15 protein-coding genes and 1 pseudogene are annotated in these 17403 nt (G+C 69.8%); 10 read left to right on the forward strand and 6 right to left on the reverse strand.

The genetic code is table 11. The features are described from left to right. Nucleotides 1-74: 74 nt before the first annotated feature. The 3 genes from MQP27_RS05620 to MQP27_RS05630 all read right to left on the reverse strand — a co-directional run bounded on the left by MQP27_RS05620 (nucleotide 75) and on the right by MQP27_RS05630 (nucleotide 3766). Nucleotides 75-2504, reverse strand: a complete 2430-nt coding sequence (locus tag MQP27_RS05620) for a sensor histidine kinase (RefSeq protein WP_242761825.1) — start codon at nucleotides 2502-2504, stop codon at nucleotides 75-77. A 395-nt stretch (nucleotides 2505-2899) separates the two neighbouring features. Next, nucleotides 2900-3310 (reverse strand): VOC family protein, encoded by a 411-nt coding sequence (locus MQP27_RS05625; protein ID WP_242761826.1) that lies wholly within the window; start codon nucleotides 3308-3310, stop codon nucleotides 2900-2902. A 63-nt stretch (nucleotides 3311-3373) separates the two neighbouring features. After that, complete coding sequence (locus MQP27_RS05630; RefSeq protein WP_242761827.1) at nucleotides 3374-3766, reverse strand: helix-turn-helix domain-containing protein; 393 nt, start codon at nucleotides 3764-3766, stop codon at nucleotides 3374-3376. Nucleotides 3767-3888: 122 nt separating this feature from the next. On the opposite strand from MQP27_RS05630, the gene MQP27_RS05635 reads away from it, so the two are divergent. After that, nucleotides 3889-4275: a cupin domain-containing protein gene (locus MQP27_RS05635; RefSeq protein ID WP_242761829.1), complete on the forward strand. Its 387-nt coding sequence runs from the start codon at nucleotides 3889-3891 to the stop codon at nucleotides 4273-4275. Here the strand turns inward: MQP27_RS05635 and MQP27_RS05640 are convergent. Then, nucleotides 4247-5056: a DUF429 domain-containing protein gene (locus MQP27_RS05640; RefSeq protein ID WP_242761831.1), complete on the reverse strand. Its 810-nt coding sequence runs from the start codon at nucleotides 5054-5056 to the stop codon at nucleotides 4247-4249. The genes MQP27_RS05635 and MQP27_RS05640 overlap by 29 nt on opposite strands. Nucleotides 5057-5090: 34 nt before the next feature. Next, nucleotides 5091-5495: pseudogene (locus MQP27_RS05645) on the reverse strand (MBL fold metallo-hydrolase); the annotation flags it as partial. A 147-nt stretch (nucleotides 5496-5642) separates the two neighbouring features. Between MQP27_RS05645 and MQP27_RS05650 the strand changes: the two are divergent. Both MQP27_RS05650 and MQP27_RS05655 read left to right on the forward strand, forming a co-directional pair. Then, the gene (locus MQP27_RS05650; RefSeq protein ID WP_242761835.1) at nucleotides 5643-7211 is read left to right on the forward strand and encodes a recombinase family protein; all 1569 of its coding nucleotides are present in this window, start codon (nucleotides 5643-5645) and stop codon (nucleotides 7209-7211) included. Between the two features lie 583 nt (nucleotides 7212-7794). Then, nucleotides 7795-8517 carry an endonuclease NucS domain-containing protein gene (locus MQP27_RS05655; RefSeq protein WP_308289910.1) on the forward strand — a complete coding sequence of 241 codons (723 nt, stop codon included), beginning with the start codon at nucleotides 7795-7797 and terminating at the stop codon, nucleotides 8515-8517. Nucleotides 8518-8805: 288 nt separating this feature from the next. On the opposite strand, the gene MQP27_RS05660 is transcribed toward MQP27_RS05655, so the two are convergent. Next, on the reverse strand, nucleotides 8806-9555 hold the full coding sequence (locus MQP27_RS05660) for a DNA-methyltransferase (RefSeq protein ID WP_242761837.1): 750 nt from the start codon (nucleotides 9553-9555) through the stop codon (nucleotides 8806-8808). Nucleotides 9556-10154: 599 nt separating this feature from the next. Between MQP27_RS05660 and MQP27_RS05665 the strand changes: the two genes are divergently transcribed. The 7 genes from MQP27_RS05665 to MQP27_RS05695 all read left to right on the forward strand — a co-directional run bounded on the left by MQP27_RS05665 (nucleotide 10155) and on the right by MQP27_RS05695 (nucleotide 17372). Then, on the forward strand, nucleotides 10155-11297 hold the full coding sequence (locus tag MQP27_RS05665) for a C40 family peptidase (RefSeq protein WP_242761839.1): 1143 nt from the start codon (nucleotides 10155-10157) through the stop codon (nucleotides 11295-11297). A gap of 63 nt (nucleotides 11298-11360) precedes the next feature. Then, a complete protein-coding gene (locus MQP27_RS05670; RefSeq protein WP_191846835.1) occupies nucleotides 11361-11669 on the forward strand; it encodes a DUF6112 family protein in 309 nt (102 codons plus the stop codon). Then, nucleotides 11669-12355, forward strand: a complete 687-nt coding sequence (locus MQP27_RS05675; RefSeq protein WP_242761841.1) for a hypothetical protein — start codon at nucleotides 11669-11671, stop codon at nucleotides 12353-12355. Before MQP27_RS05670 ends, MQP27_RS05675 begins: the two co-directional genes overlap by 1 nt. A 30-nt stretch (nucleotides 12356-12385) precedes the next feature. Next, entirely contained in the window at nucleotides 12386-13768 is a 1383-nt protein-coding gene (locus tag MQP27_RS05680) for an SCO6881 family protein (RefSeq protein WP_242761843.1), read from the forward strand. A gap of 99 nt (nucleotides 13769-13867) precedes the next feature. Next, nucleotides 13868-15337: an SCO6880 family protein gene (locus tag MQP27_RS05685; RefSeq protein ID WP_242761845.1), complete on the forward strand. Its 1470-nt coding sequence runs from the start codon at nucleotides 13868-13870 to the stop codon at nucleotides 15335-15337. Nucleotides 15338-15381: 44 nt separating this feature from the next. Further along, the gene (locus MQP27_RS05690) at nucleotides 15382-15837 is read left to right on the forward strand and encodes a DUF6238 family protein (RefSeq protein WP_242761847.1); all 456 of its coding nucleotides are present in this window, start codon (nucleotides 15382-15384) and stop codon (nucleotides 15835-15837) included. Nucleotides 15838-15854: 17 nt separating this feature from the next. Beyond that, nucleotides 15855-17372: a putative type IV secretion/conjugal transfer ATPase gene (locus MQP27_RS05695; protein ID WP_242761849.1), complete on the forward strand. Its 1518-nt coding sequence runs from the start codon at nucleotides 15855-15857 to the stop codon at nucleotides 17370-17372. The last annotated feature ends 31 nt before the right edge of the window (nucleotides 17373-17403 follow it).

A 17403-nucleotide genomic window follows, 5' to 3' on the forward strand; every position in this document is an offset into this window, starting at 1 on the left:
CCTTGGGGTCCGAAGGTCTGCGGGAGCGGTGGGGACGGGGGCGGGGGTGCGAACGGAGGTGGGGGCTGGGCTGCTCATCCGGCTGGTGCGCTCCCGTCGTGCCGGGTGGGATGGTCGACACCGCGCGCGGCCGCGGGACGCGCCTCGGCTATGTGCGCCGGGTCCATGGGAGTTACGTCCATGCTGTGCGGCGGGGTGGTGGCGCTGACGTCCGTGCGGAGTGCGTCCAGGTGAGGGGTCGGAACCCTGGGGAGGGATCCTGTGTGGGTCGGCTCCATAGGGTCCATTGGGTCCATGGGGGTGGGCTCCATGTGGCCGCGGTCCATGTGTCCTGGCCCCATGTGGGCGCGATCCATGTCGGCCGGTTCCATGGACACCGACGGCGGCATGGGCGCGGTCCGGGTGTGTGCCGCCGGTGTGTCCGACGTCAAAGCGTCCTCCGCCTCCAGGTGCTGCTGGGCCTCGGCCAGGCCGATGCCCCGCTGGAAGGCCGCCATCAGGCCGGGGTCGTGGCCTGCGGCCGGGTACTCGGCGTCCTGGCGGGGCGCCGGGCCGTCGCGGAGCTGGGGCGCGATGTGTTCCTGGGCGCGGCGGCGGGGCAGTTGGGGCTTGCCCATGGTGCCGCGGACCGGCCCGGTGCGGGGCCTCGGCGGGGTGACCGAGTGCTCGGCGACGAGCCGCCGGTCGTCGGCCCGGATACCGGGCAGCGCCTCGGCCGGATTGGCCCGCTCCTCGTGATGCCCGCGCACGGGCAGAGGCGCCGGCGCGCCGCCGTCGGCCGCCCGACTCCCGTCGGCTGCCCCACCGCCACCGCCACCGACCGGCATGCCGCCACCGCCGGACATGGTCCCACCAGGCACGGGCACCCCGGGCGCAGCCGGATCCGCCGCGCCCCCGCCCCCCTGCATGTGGCTGCTGTGCATCCCGCTGCTTTGCACGCCACCGTCCGACGCCGGGCCGCCGTGCGCCAACCCGTCGCGCACCCCGCCGGCCGCCACACCGCCACCCGGCATCGCACCGCCCGGCACTGCCCCGTCGCGCATCGCGCCATTCGGCGCCGCGCCCCCGCGTGCCGCCCCGTTGAGCGGCGTGCCGCCCGGCATGGCTGCATTCGGCGTCGGGGTGGTGGCGGGCCGGGCGTTCTCCCACCGCTCCCCTCGGCGTGGTGCGGGGGGTGGGGGTGTGACGCGTCGGCCGGAGAGTGTCTCGGGGCCAGGGCCGGCCGCGGTCTGCGGGCGGGGCTGGCCGGGGGGTCCCGGCACGCCCTGCGGCTGCGGGGCCGTCCCGGGCACTCCCGGCGTCGAGCCGAGCAGTCCCTGGGGTACGACGAGCACCGCCTGCACACCGCCGTAGATGTTGGTCTGCAGCCGGACGTTGATGCCGTGCCGCCGGGCCAGCTGCGAGACCACGAACAGTCCGATCCGGCCGTCCGCCAGCAGGCTCGCGACGTTGACCTGGTCGGGGTCGGAGAGCAGGGTGTTCATCTTCTTCTGCTCGGCGACGGGCATGCCGAGCCCCCGGTCCTCGACCTCGACCGCGAGCCCCGAGGTGACGAGGTTGGCGCGGAGCAGGACCTGGGTGTGCGGCGCGGAGAACACCGTGGCGTTCTCGACGAGTTCGGCCAGCAGGTGGATGACGTCGGCGACGGCGTGCCCGCGCAGGGTCCCGTCGATCGGCGGCACCAGCTTGACCCGCGAGTACTGCTCGACCTCGGCGATGGCGGAGCGCAGCACCTCGGTCATGGAGACGGGGTGGCTCCACTGCCGCCGGGAGACCGCGCCGCCGAGCACCGCGAGGTTCTCGGCGTGGCGCCGGATGCGGGTGGCGAGGTGGTCGACGTGGAAGAGGCCCTTGAGCAGGTCGGGGTCCTCGATCTCGTTCTCCAGCTCGTCGAGGATCGAGATCTCCCGGTGCACCAGGGACTGCAGCCGCCGGGCGAGGTTGACGAAGACCTCCAGCTTCTGTTCGCTGCCCGCCTGGCTGGAGAGCTGGGCGGCCTGGACGACGGCGGTGACGGCGCCGTCGTGCGCACGGGCCAGATCGGCGGCGAGCAGCTCGAAGTCGTCCGCGTCCTCGGGCGGCCCGCCGCGCGGCTTGCGCTGGGGCGGGGCCTCGCCCTGGCGCAGGGCGTCGACGAGGGCGCGCAGGTCGGCCTCGCCCCGGGCGCTGCGGCGGCGCAGGGCCCCGACGCGGTCGCTGACGGCCTTGGCCGCGCGGTCGGCGGCCACGGCCGCGATCACGATGGCGGCCAGGGCCACGGAGACCGCGCCGGCGAGCACGCCCCACAGCGGGAGACCGGGCCGGGCGCCGGTCGAGCGGACCGTGAACAGCACGGCCGCGCCGGCGCTCAGGGCTACCGCGATGGGCGGCAGCACGGCCAGCCGCAGCAGCTGGGGCCGTATGTGGGCCTCGGGCAGCGAGGGAACGGGGCGGGCGACGGGCCGTCCGTGCCGTCCGCCCTCGCGGCGGTCTGCGCGTGCGGCCGGTGCGCGGAGGTGAGACATCGGTGTCCTCGTCGTACTGGTCCGTCGGTGCCTGGGCGCGGTCTGCGCGGTTCGGGCAGGCGTTGCCCGATGGACACTCACAGTAGTCGCCAACGCATCATGTGCGGTGGGCAGTTGACAAAGTCCCACGCGCAGCGTCCCGCTCTGGTATGAGGCGTCGTACGACAGACCGATAAACCCAGCGGGCGGCCGGTCCGACTGGGCAAGGAAGCGATCAGAGCTGGTCAGAAGCGGACGCTCGAAAATGCCGGGGGCCGGGGAGCGGTTGCTCCCCGGCCCTCGCCGTTTGCCGGTATCCGTCCGGTCCGCGTCCCGACCGGACCGTTTCGGGTCCTACCTTGCCCCTCGGAGTCCTCCCCCGAACGTCACTGTCCGTGTCAACCGCGAAGGCCGGCTCACGCCTTCGGCTGGGTGAAGCGGATGCTGTTGCCGAAGGGGTCGCGCAGCGCGCAGTCGATCCCGTACGGCCGCTCGGTGGGCTCCTCGGTGAACTCGACGCCCTTCGCCTTGAGGGTCTCGTACGTCTTGCGGCAGTCGTCGGTGCCGAAGATCAGGTAGCCGCCCGTCGCGCCCTTGGTGAGCAGTTCGCGGACCTGCTCGGCGGTCTCCTCGGACAGCCGCGGCGGTCCGGGGCGCTCCAGGAGGATCTCGCGGTCGGGGTGGCCGGGGACGCTGACGGTGAGCCAGCGCATGATGCCGAGATCGGCGTCGGTGTTGACCTCCAGGCCGAGCTTGCCAACGTAGAAGTCGATGGCCTCGTCCTGGTCGAGGACGTAGATCTGCGAGTGCGTGATGGCTGTGAACATGGGCATCACGCTACGACGCGGGCCCCGCGAAAACTTATCCAGAACTGCTCTGTCGGCCGGCCGTCAGGCGCCCGGCCGCAGCCAGGCCATGGTGAAGCAGGTGGGCACGTCCACGGCCACCGCCTGCTTGCGGTACTCGCGCGGCGAGCGGCCGACGATGTCGCGGAAGGTGCGGCTGAAGGTGCCCGGGCTGCCGAAGCCGACGTCGAAGCAGATGTCCGTGACGCTGCGGTCGGTCTCCCGCAGCAGGAACATCGCGCGCTCGACCCGGCGGCGCTGCAGGTAGCGGTGCGGGGTCTCGCCGAAGGTGGCCCGGAAGGTGCGGCTGAAGTGGGCCGGGGAGACATGCGCGATCCGCGCCAGGTCCGGCACGTCCAGCGGCTGCGCGTAGGCGCGGTCCATGGCGTCCCGGGCCCGGAGCATCCGGCGGTTGCTCTCCTCTGCGGCGCGGCTCACGGCCCCATCACATCACGGATCGCCCCTGGTGGAGAGGGATCACGGCTAGCCTGACGGGAGGACGTGACCACCCGTTCACTGCCGGGCCCGGGTCCGCGGCGGCCCGGGCGGAAGGAGCCGCCATGGAGCGCCGAGACGACGAGGTCGTCGTCGTACGACCCGGTGACCGCAGGCCGGGGCCGAGCACACCGGGGATGGACCGGCAGGAGGCGTTCGCCACCGAGGGCACGTGGTCGGGGTTCGTGCGCACGGATGCCGGGACGGTCTCCGGCTGGCATCACCACGGCGAGTACGAGTCGGTGATCTACGTCCTGACGGGCTCCCTGCGGATGGAGTTCGGCCCGGACGGCTCACGCGTCCTGGAGGCGGGTCCCGGGGACTTCGTGTACGTCCCGAAGGGCGCCGTGCACCGCGAGGGCAACCCCACGTCGGAGCCGGCCGACATCATCGTCATGCGGTCCGGGACCGGGCAGTCCACGTTCAATGTCGACGGGCCCGAGCATTCCTGAGTACGGCGAGGTCGCCGGCCGGCAGATGGATCCAGCCCTCCTGCGCTGCGACCGAGGACTCGGCCGGCGTGCGCGGCCACCCGGTGTGCCCGGCCAGGACGGCACGGGCGACCAGCGCGCACACCAGGGCGTCGAGATGGTCGTGGCTGTCGGCGCACCGCTCGCGCACGGGCTCGGGCAGGCTCAGTCCGAGGCCCGTCTCCAGTGAGTGGAGGATGTGCTCCCGGACCTCGCGGGCTTCGGGTCCGGCGTTCTTGTAGCTGCGGGCCGGGCGGATCCCCCACAACCGCAGCGCCGCCGCGGGATACACCTCGGCGACCGGCCCCGACCCGTCCCGGGGCACCGGCGCACCGGCCGCGGCGAGGGCGTCGAGGAGGCGGGCGGCGCGCAGGGCGACCACGCCCAGCAGGTCGGTGGAGACGGACAGGGGCGGCCTCATCGAGGTCGCCTTCCAGGTGAGGTCGTCGGTCAGCCGGAACCGCAGCGGGTCGAGCCCCGGCCTGCCGTCCGCCCGCGCCTCGAACCGGTCCGGGACCGGCAGCCGTACGCCCTGATGGTGGGCGAGCACGGTCGCTACGAAGTCCGAGGGCCACCCCAGCGGACAGTCGAGCCCCGTCTTGTCGGCGTCCCGGACCAGCGCCAGCAGTTCCTCGTCCCCGTCCGGGACGAGGAACTCCACGTCAAGGGCGCCCTCGTCGCTCCAGACCACCCGGCACACCGCGGTGCGCCGTGCACTCGCGGCCAGATCGACGCCGACGGTGACGGCCCGCTCCCGCTCCATGCAGGGGATCCTCCCGCAGCCGCTCCCGGACGCCTCAGCCCGCGGAAACCGTCTCGGGCTCTCCCGTGCCCGTGCCCTCGGCCGTCTTGCCCTGCGCCTGTACGGACTCGATCCCGACCACTGTCTCGGCCACCGCGTCCTGCACGGCCTCCACGGCCGGCCAGCCGCCCTTCGGCGCCTGTGCCACCGCCCGCCACCACGGGTCCGTCGGCACCGTCTCCGCCGTGGGTTCGAAGGGCTCTCCGGGACGGGGTACGGCGATGCGCGAGCCGGTGGCCCGGGCGGCCGCGACGGTGCCCTCGCCGGGCTCCGCCCACGGGTGGGTCGCCAGGTTGAACGTGGCCCAGTGGATCGGCATCATCACGCCGTGCGGCTGCCCGCCCTGGAGGTCGAGGTGGGCGCGCATGCCCTCCTCGGGGGTCATGTGGATGTCCGGCCAGAGCCACTCGGACTGTAGACGCCGGGCGGGTGTGTCCTGTGTGTGGATGTGGACCTACATCCATGCATATTACACCGGTCACATAACGTCACATTGATGCATCTCGCCCAAGGCCACCCCTATTTTCCCGATTGATAGGATTGGCCAGTGCATGACGTTGAGTGGTCCGCTGCGGAGCTGCGGGAACTGGAAGATCTGCGGCAGCGGGAGTCGCTCCTCCCTGCCGACGCTCCACGCGCCCTTCTCTCCATCCGCCTGTCCGTTCTCACGGACGAGACAACATCCCCGGCACGGCAAGAGCTGGATCTTCGCCGATTCGCCCTCATGCGTGGCTGCCGCGTAATCGGCGTCGCCAGGGACCTGAATGTCTCCGCGACCAAGGTTCCGCCGTGGAAGCGCCCCGAACTCGGCGACTGGATCAACAACCGCGCTCCCGAGTTCGACCAGATTCTCTTCTGGAAGCTGGACCGCTTCGTCCGACGCATCTCCGATCTGCACCTGATGATCGAATGGTGCAAGGAGTACGACAAGATCCTGGCAGCGGACAAGGACCCGATCGACCTCGACAGCGCCTACGGCGAAATGATGGTCACGATGATCGCCGGCATGGCGCGCATCGAGGCCGCCAACACCGGCATCCGCCTGGAATCGCTGTGGAAGTACGCGCGCACTACGGATCGGTGGGTGATCGGCAAGCCGGTCTACGGTTACACCACAGAAGAGGGACCGGACGGCCGGAAGCTTGTGGTCCACCCCTTCCGCAAGAGGGTGCTGCGATGGATCTTCGACATGCTCATGCGTGGTCGATCCATGTACAAGATCACGCAGATAGTGAATCGCGCGAGCATCCCCTCGCCCAACGGCGGAAAATGGTACGCGAAGAACCTCACCTCGATCCTCACGAATCCAGCCCTCAAGGGCGTGCGAGTGATTCGGCCCCCCAAGGCCAAGAGTAAGGAGGTCTCACGCATCGTCTACGGCTCGGATGGCCAGCCGATCAGGCTAGCCCCGCCGATCTTCACGGACGCCGAGTTCGATCAGCTTCAGGATCGCCTCAAGCGGAACGCCAAGCATGGGCGCAAGGACAGCAAGGGAAAGAGGCTGTCGCTCTTCCTCGGCGTAATTCTGTGCGGCAGCTGCGGCGCCAACATGTACAAGCACATCTCGAAGAAGGAACGGAAGGACGGGTCAACTCGCGTCTATCCCAAGCTACGCTGCTCGTCGTACACAAAGGAGCCCTGCGGCGCTCCGGTTTTCGACCCTGACGAAATGTACGGTGCGCTCGCCGCTACGGTGCTTGATCAGCTGGGCAACTACGAGGTGATCCACCGCGAGTACGCCCGCGGCGCTGAGAACCTCGCCCGAGTCACGGAACTGCAGGCGTCAATCAAGCACTATATGGACGGCCTTGCACCTGGCGGCGCCTTCGCCATTGGCGGCTTCATCCAGACGCAGGCCGAGGAAGCCCTCCAGAAGCTGGGCGCGGAGCTGCAAACCATCGATCCGGACAGTACCCAGGATCGATGGCACTACCGCTCCATGGGTGTGACCTACCGCGAGCACTGGACCAAGATGGGCACGGACCAGATGGAGAAGGACCTGCTACGGGGCGGCATCACGTTCCTGGTTCATTCGGACCACTGCGACCTGCTGATCCCTGACGACGTGAAGCAACGGTTGGTCGTGAAGGACGACTACTTCAAGAAGAAGCTGTAGCGGCAAAACCTGGCACACGCCAGGTTCAACCGAAGCACCGAGGACCTGTCTCAGCGGACGGGCAGGCTCTCGGTGAGAAGCGACCATCCCGATGATCGGGATGTCTCCGATCAGTACACAACGACAGTCACAAGCTGCCGTTCGCCGTTCTTTCCCGTCCGGTAGACATACACCTTCAAGGGCCTGTCGCTCACTCTCGGAACCCCTCGGATCAGCCACTGCCCTACAGAGCAGCACAAGGAACATGGACAGTTCCGCGCCGCCCGTGAAACGCGACGCGAACTACGTCCACGGTCCTGAAAACCCCCAGTTTGGTGAGGCAGGGATCATCGACTACGGTGCGCCCTTCACGAAGGAGAAATGGCCGTCGCTCACCCCGCTCCGACGACGTTCGGTCAGTGGGACCGCAGACGGCTGTCGGCAGCGGCACGCGGTGAGCAACCGCTGCGAGCCATCAGCAAGACCCAACTGGGCTGTCCCGTCGGCGAAATCAACAGGGTGGGACCACGCCCTTCCGCCGGAATAAATGCCTCCTGGCCTGGATTGTTCGTTGGCAGCGATCGAGGTGGAGTCGGGGAGACACATGAACAACCTGAAGGTCTTCAGGGTGAAGGGCGGGCAGGCCACCGAGATACCAGGAGCATCCGTAGGCGTGGAGCGCGAGTTGCAGACGCTCATCGAGGCCAACATGGAGGCGATGCTCGGCATCCGCTTCCTGGCAACCGAGTACCGCACCGGTCGCCACCGGGGCCGGATCGACTCGCTCGGTCTGGATGAGAGCGGGACGCCGGTGATCGTGGAGTACAAGCGCTCGCGCGACCAGAACGTCGTCACCCAAGCTCTCTCATACCTGTCGTGGCTGCACGATCACCACCACGAATTCGAGAGTCTGGTCAGGGAGAAATACGGCGCTAGGGCGGCTGAGGAGATCGACTGGAGCAATCCCCGAATCGTGTGCATCGCCGGGTCGTTCACACACCACGACACCGTCGCCGTTGAGATGATCGGCCGCCGGATTAACCTGGTGGGGTACCGGGTGTTCGACCATGTGCTCACTCTCCAGCTCGTCGCATCGGTCGCCGGGGCTACTCCTCCGTCTCGGGGAAAGGCCTCCACGCCTCGCCCCTCTGCGCCAACTTCCGCAAAGTCGGTGCAAAAGTACCTCGACGAATCCCCGCGAGGCCTACAGAACCTATATGCGGACCTCGACGAGGTCCTCCTCTCCTACGGTGACGTGCAGAGGGAGGCCCAGCTCCACTACATCGCGTACCGGCGGATCAAGAATGTCGCCACAGTGCGTGTTTAGCCACGCAATCGGGTTCTGGTAGTCAACCTGAAGCTGGATCCCGACACAGTGCAGTTGCAGGATGGCTTCTCAAGGGACGTCCGCGGGGTGGGGTGCCTCGGCATCCGAGACGGCGTCGAGGTACGGATCGGAACGCGTGAAGATCTCGATCGGGCGAGTGGCCTGTTCCGGCGGTGTATCGAGACCGCCTAATCCGTCTTGTAATCAAGGGCGGTTGCGGTCACCTCAACCCTGTGACCGCAACCGCCCTTGTTGTGTTCTGCCCCTGCTGATAGGAGCTTCTGGCTCTCACTCCTCCGGCCCGGCGAGTTCGAATTCGTCTTGCGTCAAAGCGCTGTGGAGGCGAGCTTCCGCGATGGAGGCGTAGTGCTCAGACAGCTCGACTCCTATGAATTGACGGCCTTCTCGCAAGGCGGCGACGCCGGTGGTGCCGGAGCCGGTGAAGGGGTCCAGGACCGTGCCGCCCGGGGGGCAGATTTTTACGAGTTCCTGCATCACTTCTACGGGCTTCTGCGTGATGTGCACGCGGTCCTTCCGCGGCTGGCTCGCTGTGTAGAGCCCCGGGAGGTAGACGGGGTTGCGGTTGGCGTCGACGGGCCCCTTGGTTCCCCAGACGATGTACTCGCACGATTGCTTGAGTCGACCCTTCTGCGGCCGGGAGACGGGCTTGTGCCACGAGGCGATCCCCCGCCAGGTCCAGCCGGCGGCTTGGAGTGCGTCCGTTGTGGTCGGCAGCTGCCGCCAGTCGGTGAAGACGAGCGCCGTGCCGGACTCGACGGTCGCGCGATAGGACTCGGTGAGCAGGAGGGTGAGCCAGAAGCCGTACGAGCGCTGGTCCCGGTTCTCGCCAGGGAAGTTGGCGAGGTCCTGCTCGGCGTCCGCCGAAGTGTACTTCGCGCGCGCGGAGCGGCCGGTGCGCTCGCTGCTCGTTCGGCCGCCGCTGTTGTAGGGCGGGTCGGTGATGACGGCGTCGACGCTGTTGTCGGGGATGTCGGCGAGGGCGGTCAGCGCGTCGCCTCGGTGGAGGGTGTACGGCATTGCGCGGTTCTCTCTTTCGGGGAGGCGGTCGTGCGTCGGCATGCGTCACTTTGCGGAACTGCGCAAGCAGCCGCCGTGACAAGCAATGCGCTGGAGGTTAACCCCGAATTCCGGCCGCACCCAATGAGGCAGATCTCGGCGCAGCGCCTCGAAACCGCCCGGGGCACGGGCGTTTGGTGCGGCCGGATTTCGTCTCTACAGTCTCGCCGTGTTCGCAGGACGGGACCTGGGTCCGGCCCTGTTGAGCTGTGTCGATGCGTGCTGTTCCGTCCGAAGGACGGCGTGCCTGACATCCCATCGACTGGCTTCCTAATCGACGAAGGGGACTCCCCCATGTGGCGAGTGAGATTACGAGCGCGGCTGGCTGCCGCTGTCCAATAGGGGGCCAGCGGCCGGGAGTTAGCAGCTCCCGGCCTTGGCTTCCCAGCCTCCCTCAGGGATTGCGAATTCATAACCGGTGCGGTGCCGGTGGCCTTTTCGACGAGAACGCCTGCGCCGTGCTGCCTACGCAGTAAGGAGCTGCCGATGCAGCATGTCCAGGCGCGCCCCTCCCCGGGCCCAGATTCCCTGTCCCGCCGTTCGGCGTGCGGCCCGCGTCCGTGAAGAAGGCCATCGCCATAGCAGGGGCCGTGGCGCTCGGCCCGATGTTGTTGATAGCGCCGGTCGCTGTCGCTCTCGCTGGCTCCAGCAGTGCTCAGGCCGCCTGTTCCGCGGACGGTACACAGGCTGTAGACAGCGCGGCGGTCGCGAAGCTGGTGAAGTCGATCCTCAAGGGCGACGGCAAGGAGTCCGTGTCTGTTTCGGGGCTTTCCGACCCCGAGGAGCAGATAGCGAACGCCGAGACGATCCAGGCCACTGGTATCGCGATGAAGGTGCCGACGCGCGGACAGATCGTTGCCCTGGCCACGGCTCTGCAGGAGTCGGGGCTGCGGAACCTGGATTACGGCGACCGGGACTCGCTCGGCCTCTTCCAGCAGCGCGCCAGCCAGGGTTGGGGTACGGCTGCCGAGGTTCGCGATCCGGTGCACGCCTCTACGAAGTTCTACGAGGGCCTGCTCAAGGTCTCGGGCTGGCAGTCGATGACCATCGCCCAAGCCGCGCAGGCGGTTCAGAAGAGCGGCTTCCCCGACGCGTACGCGAAGTGGGAGCCGCTGGCCACGGCCCTCCAGAAGGCCATCGCCAAGTCGCTCGGCCAGAACGGAAGTTCCGGCAAGGGCGGCGACACCGGGGGTGAAGCCGAGCAGGCGTCCTCCTCGGCGGCTACCGCGTGCGACACCGGCGATGACGGGTCCTCCTTCGGCCCGATTCCCGCGGGGGGCGTCCCCGAGGGCTACGAGATCCCGGCCAGCGCGCCCAAGTCGGTGCGTACGGCGATCCGTTGGGGTCTTGGTCAGCTCGGTACGCCGTATCAGTGGGGTGGAACGTGTTCCGCTCCGCACGGCCAGGATCCGATGGGCCGGTGTGACTGCTCGTCTCTGATGCAGGCGTCGTACAAGGCCGGCGGTGTCTCGATCTCCCGGACCACGTACACACAGGTCAAGGAGGGCAAGGCGGTCAGCGTCGATGCCCTCAAGCCGGGTGACCTGCTGTTCACCCGCGGCACGGCCGCAGTGCCTGAACACGTCGGGATGTTCATTGGCCAGGGCTTGATTCTGCAGGCCCCAAAGAGCGGTGACGTGGTCAAGATCTCGACCCTCGCCGACTGGCGCGGAGACATCGTCGCCGCCCGCCGGATCGTCTGACCGGCCTCTCCTCCCCCTCTCCTCCCGGGCCTTCGCGCGCCCAAATTCGCACTGGAGTTCCAAATGAAGCTCATGCAGCACGCCCAGTATCTGGCGTACAACCCCGGCATCACACCGAAGGAGGGCGGTCTCCCCGGCCTCAGCGTGCTGAAGAACGTCGTCTCCTCGATCAACCTCTTCGGGATCATCGCCGTGGTCGGCGCCCTGGCCATCTCCGCCATGGTCTGGGCGTGGGGCCACCACAGCGGTGGCCACCAGGCCGAGGCGAACGGGAAGAAGGGCACGGTCATCGCCGCCGGGTGTGCGCTGCTGCTGGGCGCGGCCAACGGCATCGTCGCGTTCTTCTCGGCAATGGGAACGCAGGTCCACTGATGCCGAAGAAGCGTTCCCTCTCTGCCCAGGAGCGCACCTACGGGGCACCATCCTCGGTGCTGCGGCGTGCACTGCTGGGCGGCCTCGTGCTGACCGTACTGCTGGCCGTCGCCGGGCTCCTCGCGTATCTGACCCGCGCGGACAGCCCCGTCTCGGCGAAGCCCGCCCCGACTGCGACGTCCACGCAGCGCACTGCTTCACCCGAGGCAACTCCCGGCGAACGTGAGGCAGTTGCGGCACCGCCCAAGACGAGCGATCCGATCGTCTTCGCCAAGGCGGCCACCAAGGTGGTGTGGACGTACGACACTCGGTCCTTCTCCCGTGCCGAGCACGTCGCCGGGCTGAAGCGGTGGATGACCGGCGAGAAGAAGTACGCCGACTGGGACTCCGTCTCCGACCAGATTCCCAGCCCGGTGCTGTGGTCGCGGATGCACGACAACCGCCAGCACGCGACCGCGAAGATCGGCGAGGGTCACTTCCCGCAGGCGTTCAAGACCGCCCTGGCGCAGGATCCCGGCGCGATCACCGAGGCGTACGTCTACGCCGTCACGGTCACCGGCAAGCAGTCCATCGCGTGGAAGGGCTCCGGGGCCGGGGCCGAGTCCCGCTCCACGACGCTCGCCGTCCAGTGCCGCCCCGACACGGCCTGTGCCCTGGTCGGCGTGCTGCCGAACGTCGCGCCCTGACGCCCTCAATTCCCGAAAGGAGGTGCCCCCATGGGGGCTTGTGACCTTCCCCTGATGAGCGCGGTGTGCGACACCGTCGGCGGTGTCGTCGGTTCGACCGGCGAGGCGATCACCGATGGCATCGGTGCATGGATCGCCAAGTCGATGGGCGAGCTGGCCCAGTCCGCCGCAGACCTCGCCTCGACGGCCGTCGACAAGACCACCGCCGTCGATCTCGACGCCGAGTGGTTCCGCAGCAACTACGAGCTGCTGCTGCCCATCGGTCTCGTGCTGACCGTCGGCACGTTTTGTCTGCAGCTGATGCGGGCGGCCTGGCGGCGTGACGAGCGCGCGCTTGCGCAGGCGGTGACCGGGACGGTGGCGGGTGTCCTGTTCGCGTTCGCCGCGATCGCCTGCACCACCGTCGCGCTAACCGTGGTCGACGCGCTGTCCGCCGGGCTGTTCAAGGCGGCGAACACTTCGGTCGACGACGCGATCCGCCGCGTCATCGAGGTCAACAACCTCGGCCCGATGTATGCGTTGGGCTGGACGATCCCAGCCATGGTCGGCTTGGGGTGTGCCATCGGCGCGTTCCTGTACTGGGCGGTGATGGTCGCCCGCAAGGTCGGCATCCTGGTCCTGGTCACGCTGGCGGTGTTCGCCGGCGCGGGCGGCGGCTGGGAAGTCGCGCGGCGCTGGCGGCGCGGGTGGATCGAGGCGACCGCGACTCTGATCGTCAGCAAGCTGCTGATGACGATCGTGTTCCTGCTGGGCGTCTCGGCCATGGGCAAGAGCGACGCCTCCGACGGGCTCGCCGCCCTGTCCGACGCCATGGCGGGCATCGTCGTCATGGTCCTGGTGATGCTGTGCCCCTACGCCACGTACAAGTTCGTGCACTGGGCGGCCGACGGCGGCGGCCAGGACGACCTGCACCGTACAGGCGTCGCCGGAGTCGCGGTGGCAGCCGGTGCGGCGAAGACCGCCGGCCAGCTGGCGATGCAGGCCGGCACCGGCATGCGGGCTCCTCAGGGCCCGTCGAAGGTTCCGGGCCAGGGCTGGGGCGGTATCGCCTCCGGCATCGACCCGACCGGCGAATCGACCGACGGCGACCAGCCGAAGCAGGCCCACTTCCGCTTCGGCGAGGACCCCAACGCCACCGGCGACAAGGGCCGCGCGCTGATCCGACGGCCTCCTACCGATGGTGACCGCGGGCAGCCGCTGATCCAGCGTCCCGGTCAGGAGGCGGCGGCCGACGCGGCGCCGGTTTCCTCCGGGCCGACGCCCCAGGGTGCGGCGGTGGCGCCGCCGCGCATCACGCACCTGGACCCGCCGACGCCCCGGCGTCCCGGGCCGGTGAGCGGGCCGTCTCCGCAGGGCGGTGCGACGCCGCAGCGGTGGGTCTATCCCGAGCCGCCGGGTGGATCAGGCTCGTAGCCCTCGCCTGACGGGGCGGGCGGCAACGGTCGCCTCCGGCGCCGCCCGCCCCGTCGACTCCCCTCTTCTTGTTCTCCACGTTCCAAGGACGGCTTCGCCATGCTCTCCGAAACCTCTCAGCCTGACGGCCCGGCCACCGTGAAGTTCCCGCATCGCTCGCGGCGCGGCATCCTGCTCGGCCTGTCGGCTCCTCAGCTGATCGTCGTCGCCGTCACCGGGCTGCTGCTGCTCGCGGTGCTGCTCATCTCCGGCGTCACCGGCGCGATCAAGCTCATCCCTGTGTGGGCGGTCATTCTGGCGGCGGTGTTCGTCCGCCATCGCGGCCGGTCGCTCGCCGATTGGGCGCCCATCGCCACGGGGTACGCGTTGCGTCGTTTCCGGGGCCAGCTGGTCTGGCTCGCCCGGCCGTCCACCCGGCCGCGCCGCGAGGGCCTGCTGCATCTCCCGGGCACGGCGGCGTCCCTGCGGGTGGTCACCGCCCCGCACGGCCGCTTCGGTGCGGTGCACGATCCGCACCACGGCACGCTCACTGCGGTCGTCAAGGTCTCCTCGCGGGCCTTCGCGCTCCTCGATCCGGCCACGCAGAGCAGCAACGTGGCGGGCTGGGGGCGGACGCTGGCGGCGCTGGCGCGCACCGGGCACATCGCCCGAGTCCAGGTCCTGGAGCGCACGGTGCCCGACTCCGGCGACGCGCTCAACCGCTACTGGCACGAGCACGGCGACGAGGCGACCCACCTCGCCGGCCCCATCTACCGCGAGCTGCTGGCCGCCGCCGGCCCGGCTGCGGCTCCGCACGAGGCGTACGTCGCGCTCGCCCTCGATCTGAAGGCCGCCCGCCGTCTGATCAACCAGGCCGGCGGCGGACTCACCGGTAGCTTCGCAGTCCTGGCCCAGCTCACCGCCACCTTCGACCAGGCCGCCCGCAACTCCGGTCTCACGCCCGGCGACTGGCTGGACGCGGCCGAGATCGCCGCCGTGATCCGTACCGCGTACGACCCGAAGGCCTCGGCCGCGCTGGAGCAGTGGTCCGATTCGGGCCGCGCGCAGGCCGAGCCCGCTGCCGCCGGACCCGTCGTCCTGGTCGAGAAGGCCGACCGGATCCAGACCGACTCGGCCCACCACGCCACGTTCTGGATCGAGAACTGGCCCCGCATCGAGACCTCACCCGGCTTCCTGCACCAGCTCCTGTTCACCTCCGGCTTGCGCCGCACGCTCTCGCTGACCTACGAGCCCAAGGGTCTGGACTCCGCGCTCAAGGACGTGCAGCGCCGCAAGGCCACCGTGATCGCGGACGCCGCCGAGCGGCAGCGCAAGGGGCAGGTCGACTCCGAGGAGGACTCGGTCGAGTACGCCGACATCAAGCAGCGCGAGCGCCAGCTGATCGCCGGACACGCCGATGTCGCCCTGACCGGTCTGCTCACCGTGAGCGCCGACACCGACGAGCAGCTCAACGCCGCGTGCGCCGCGATCGAGACGGCCGCCGTCGCCGCCCTCGTCGACCTGCGCCTTCTGACCTGGCAGCAGGCCGAGGCCTTCACCAACGCCGCCCTGCCCCTCGCCCGCCCCTAGGCGCACCCGCACCACCGTCTCGCGCTCTACCGAAGGGCACCCTCATGCCGACCGAGCCCCTGCCCGAACTGGCTCCGGACTTCGTCCCGTTCGCCACCGCCGCGCTCGACTTCCACCAGGCGATCAACATGCCGGTCGCCCCCATCGCCGCAGGCCGTGCCGAACTCGACTCCCTGCACGCCCACGTCGTCGCGCTGTACGGGCTGCTGGATGCCCACACCGCCCGCACCACCTCGGTGGCCAGGGCGGAGGGCGATCACCTGCGGGCGTGCCGGATCCGGCTGTGGCAGGCAGCCGAGCACCTCCACGCCGCCTTCCACGCCGCCCCACACCCCGGCACCGGCCGCCTCCCCACCCGGGAGGCGTGCCGGGCCCGGCGGCCCGAGGGGGCGCCCGAACTCACCGTGTGCCAGCGCCACCTGGCCACCGCCACCCGCGTCCGCCGTGACCACACCCCGGCCGACCTGCGCGACCCCTACACCGGCCTCACCCGCCACTGATCAGGAGCACCACCCCCATGCCCTCTCGCACCACCCGCGCCAGCGCCAGCCCGCTGTTCGTCCCGCGCAAGAGCGACCGCCGCACGGCGCGCGCCGCCCGTCATCAGTTCGCCGCCGCCCGGGACCAGGCCCGGCACGCCGCCCGTCCCGAGGCCCGCCCGACCGCGCCCGGTCTCGACCCCGAGCTGCGGGCCACCTACCCGGCCGCCGGCCGTCCCGGACCGGCCTCCGCCCGCGGCGGCCGTCTCAAGCTCCCCGCCCACCGGATGACGACGGCCACCGCATCGGGGGCCTACCCCTTCCTCGCCGAGGGCGGCCTGGGCGCGCAGGGCATCTACATCGGCCGCGACGTGCACGCCGAAGCGGCCTTCACCTACGACCCGTTCGCCTTGTACGGGCGCCTCGACGGCTTCACTAACCCCAACATCCTGCTGGCCGGGATCATCGGCATGGGCAAGTCCGCCCTGGCCAAGTCCCTCGCGGTGCGCGCCGTAGCCTTCGGATACCGGATCTACGTGCCCTGCGACCCGAAGGGCGAGTGGACCGTCGTCGCCCAGCAGCTGGGCGGTCAGACCATCGCGCTCGGCCCCGGTCTGCCAGGTCGCCTGAACCCCTTGGATGCGCCCGCCCGACCGTACGGGATCAGCGAGGAGGACTGGGCAAGCGAGGTCCGCAAGCGGCGCCTGCTGCTGCTCGGCTCGCTCGCGAAGACGGTCCTGGGGCGCGAGCTGCATCCCATGGAGCACACCGCCCTGGATGTGGCGCTCGACCAGGTCGTCGCCTACGCCGAGGCCAACGGCACCACCCCGCTGCTGGGCGAAGTCGCCTACGTCCTCGGCTCTCCCGAGCGGCTCGATGCCGCGCTCGGCGAGCTGTCCGGCCGCCTCGGGCATGCCGCCGAGGACCTCGCCCACGCACTGCGCCGTCTCGTGCACGGCGATCTGGCCGGGATGTTCGACGCGCCGAGCACCGTGGCCTTCGACCCGAGCGCGCCGATGCTGTCCATCGACCTGTCCCGCCTGGGCGGCGCGGGCGACGACACCGCGCTCGTCCTGGCGATGACCTGCGCCTCCGCCTGGATGGAGTCCGCGCTTGCCGACCCCGCAGGCGGACGGCGCTGGGTGATCTACGACGAGGCCTGGCGCGTGATGCGGCACGTCGCGCTGCTGGAGCGGATGCAGAGCCAGTGGAAGCTCTCACGCGGTTTGGGCATCGCGAACCTGATGGTCATCCACCGCCTCAGCGACCTACTGGCCGCCGGTGATGCCGGCTCCCGGGGCCGGGCTCTGGCCGAGGGGCTGCTCACCGACTGCTCCACCCGGATCATCTACCGCCAGGAAGCCGACCAACTCGCCTCAGCCGCTTCCCTGTTGGGACTCACCGGCGTCGAGACGCAGGCGGTCTCCGCGCTCACCAAGGGGCGTGGCCTGTGGAAGGTGGCAGGCCGATCGTTCATCACTCAACATCTTTTGCATCCGCAGGAACGCGAGTTGTTCGACACGGATGCCCGGATGGGCGCGATCACTCGTCCTTGATCAATCCCGCTGCTCGGGGGCCGACGCCACG

Source organism: Streptomyces cylindrosporus (genome assembly GCF_022698165.1).
Classification (GTDB): domain Bacteria; phylum Actinomycetota; class Actinomycetes; order Streptomycetales; family Streptomycetaceae; genus Streptomyces; species Streptomyces cylindrosporus.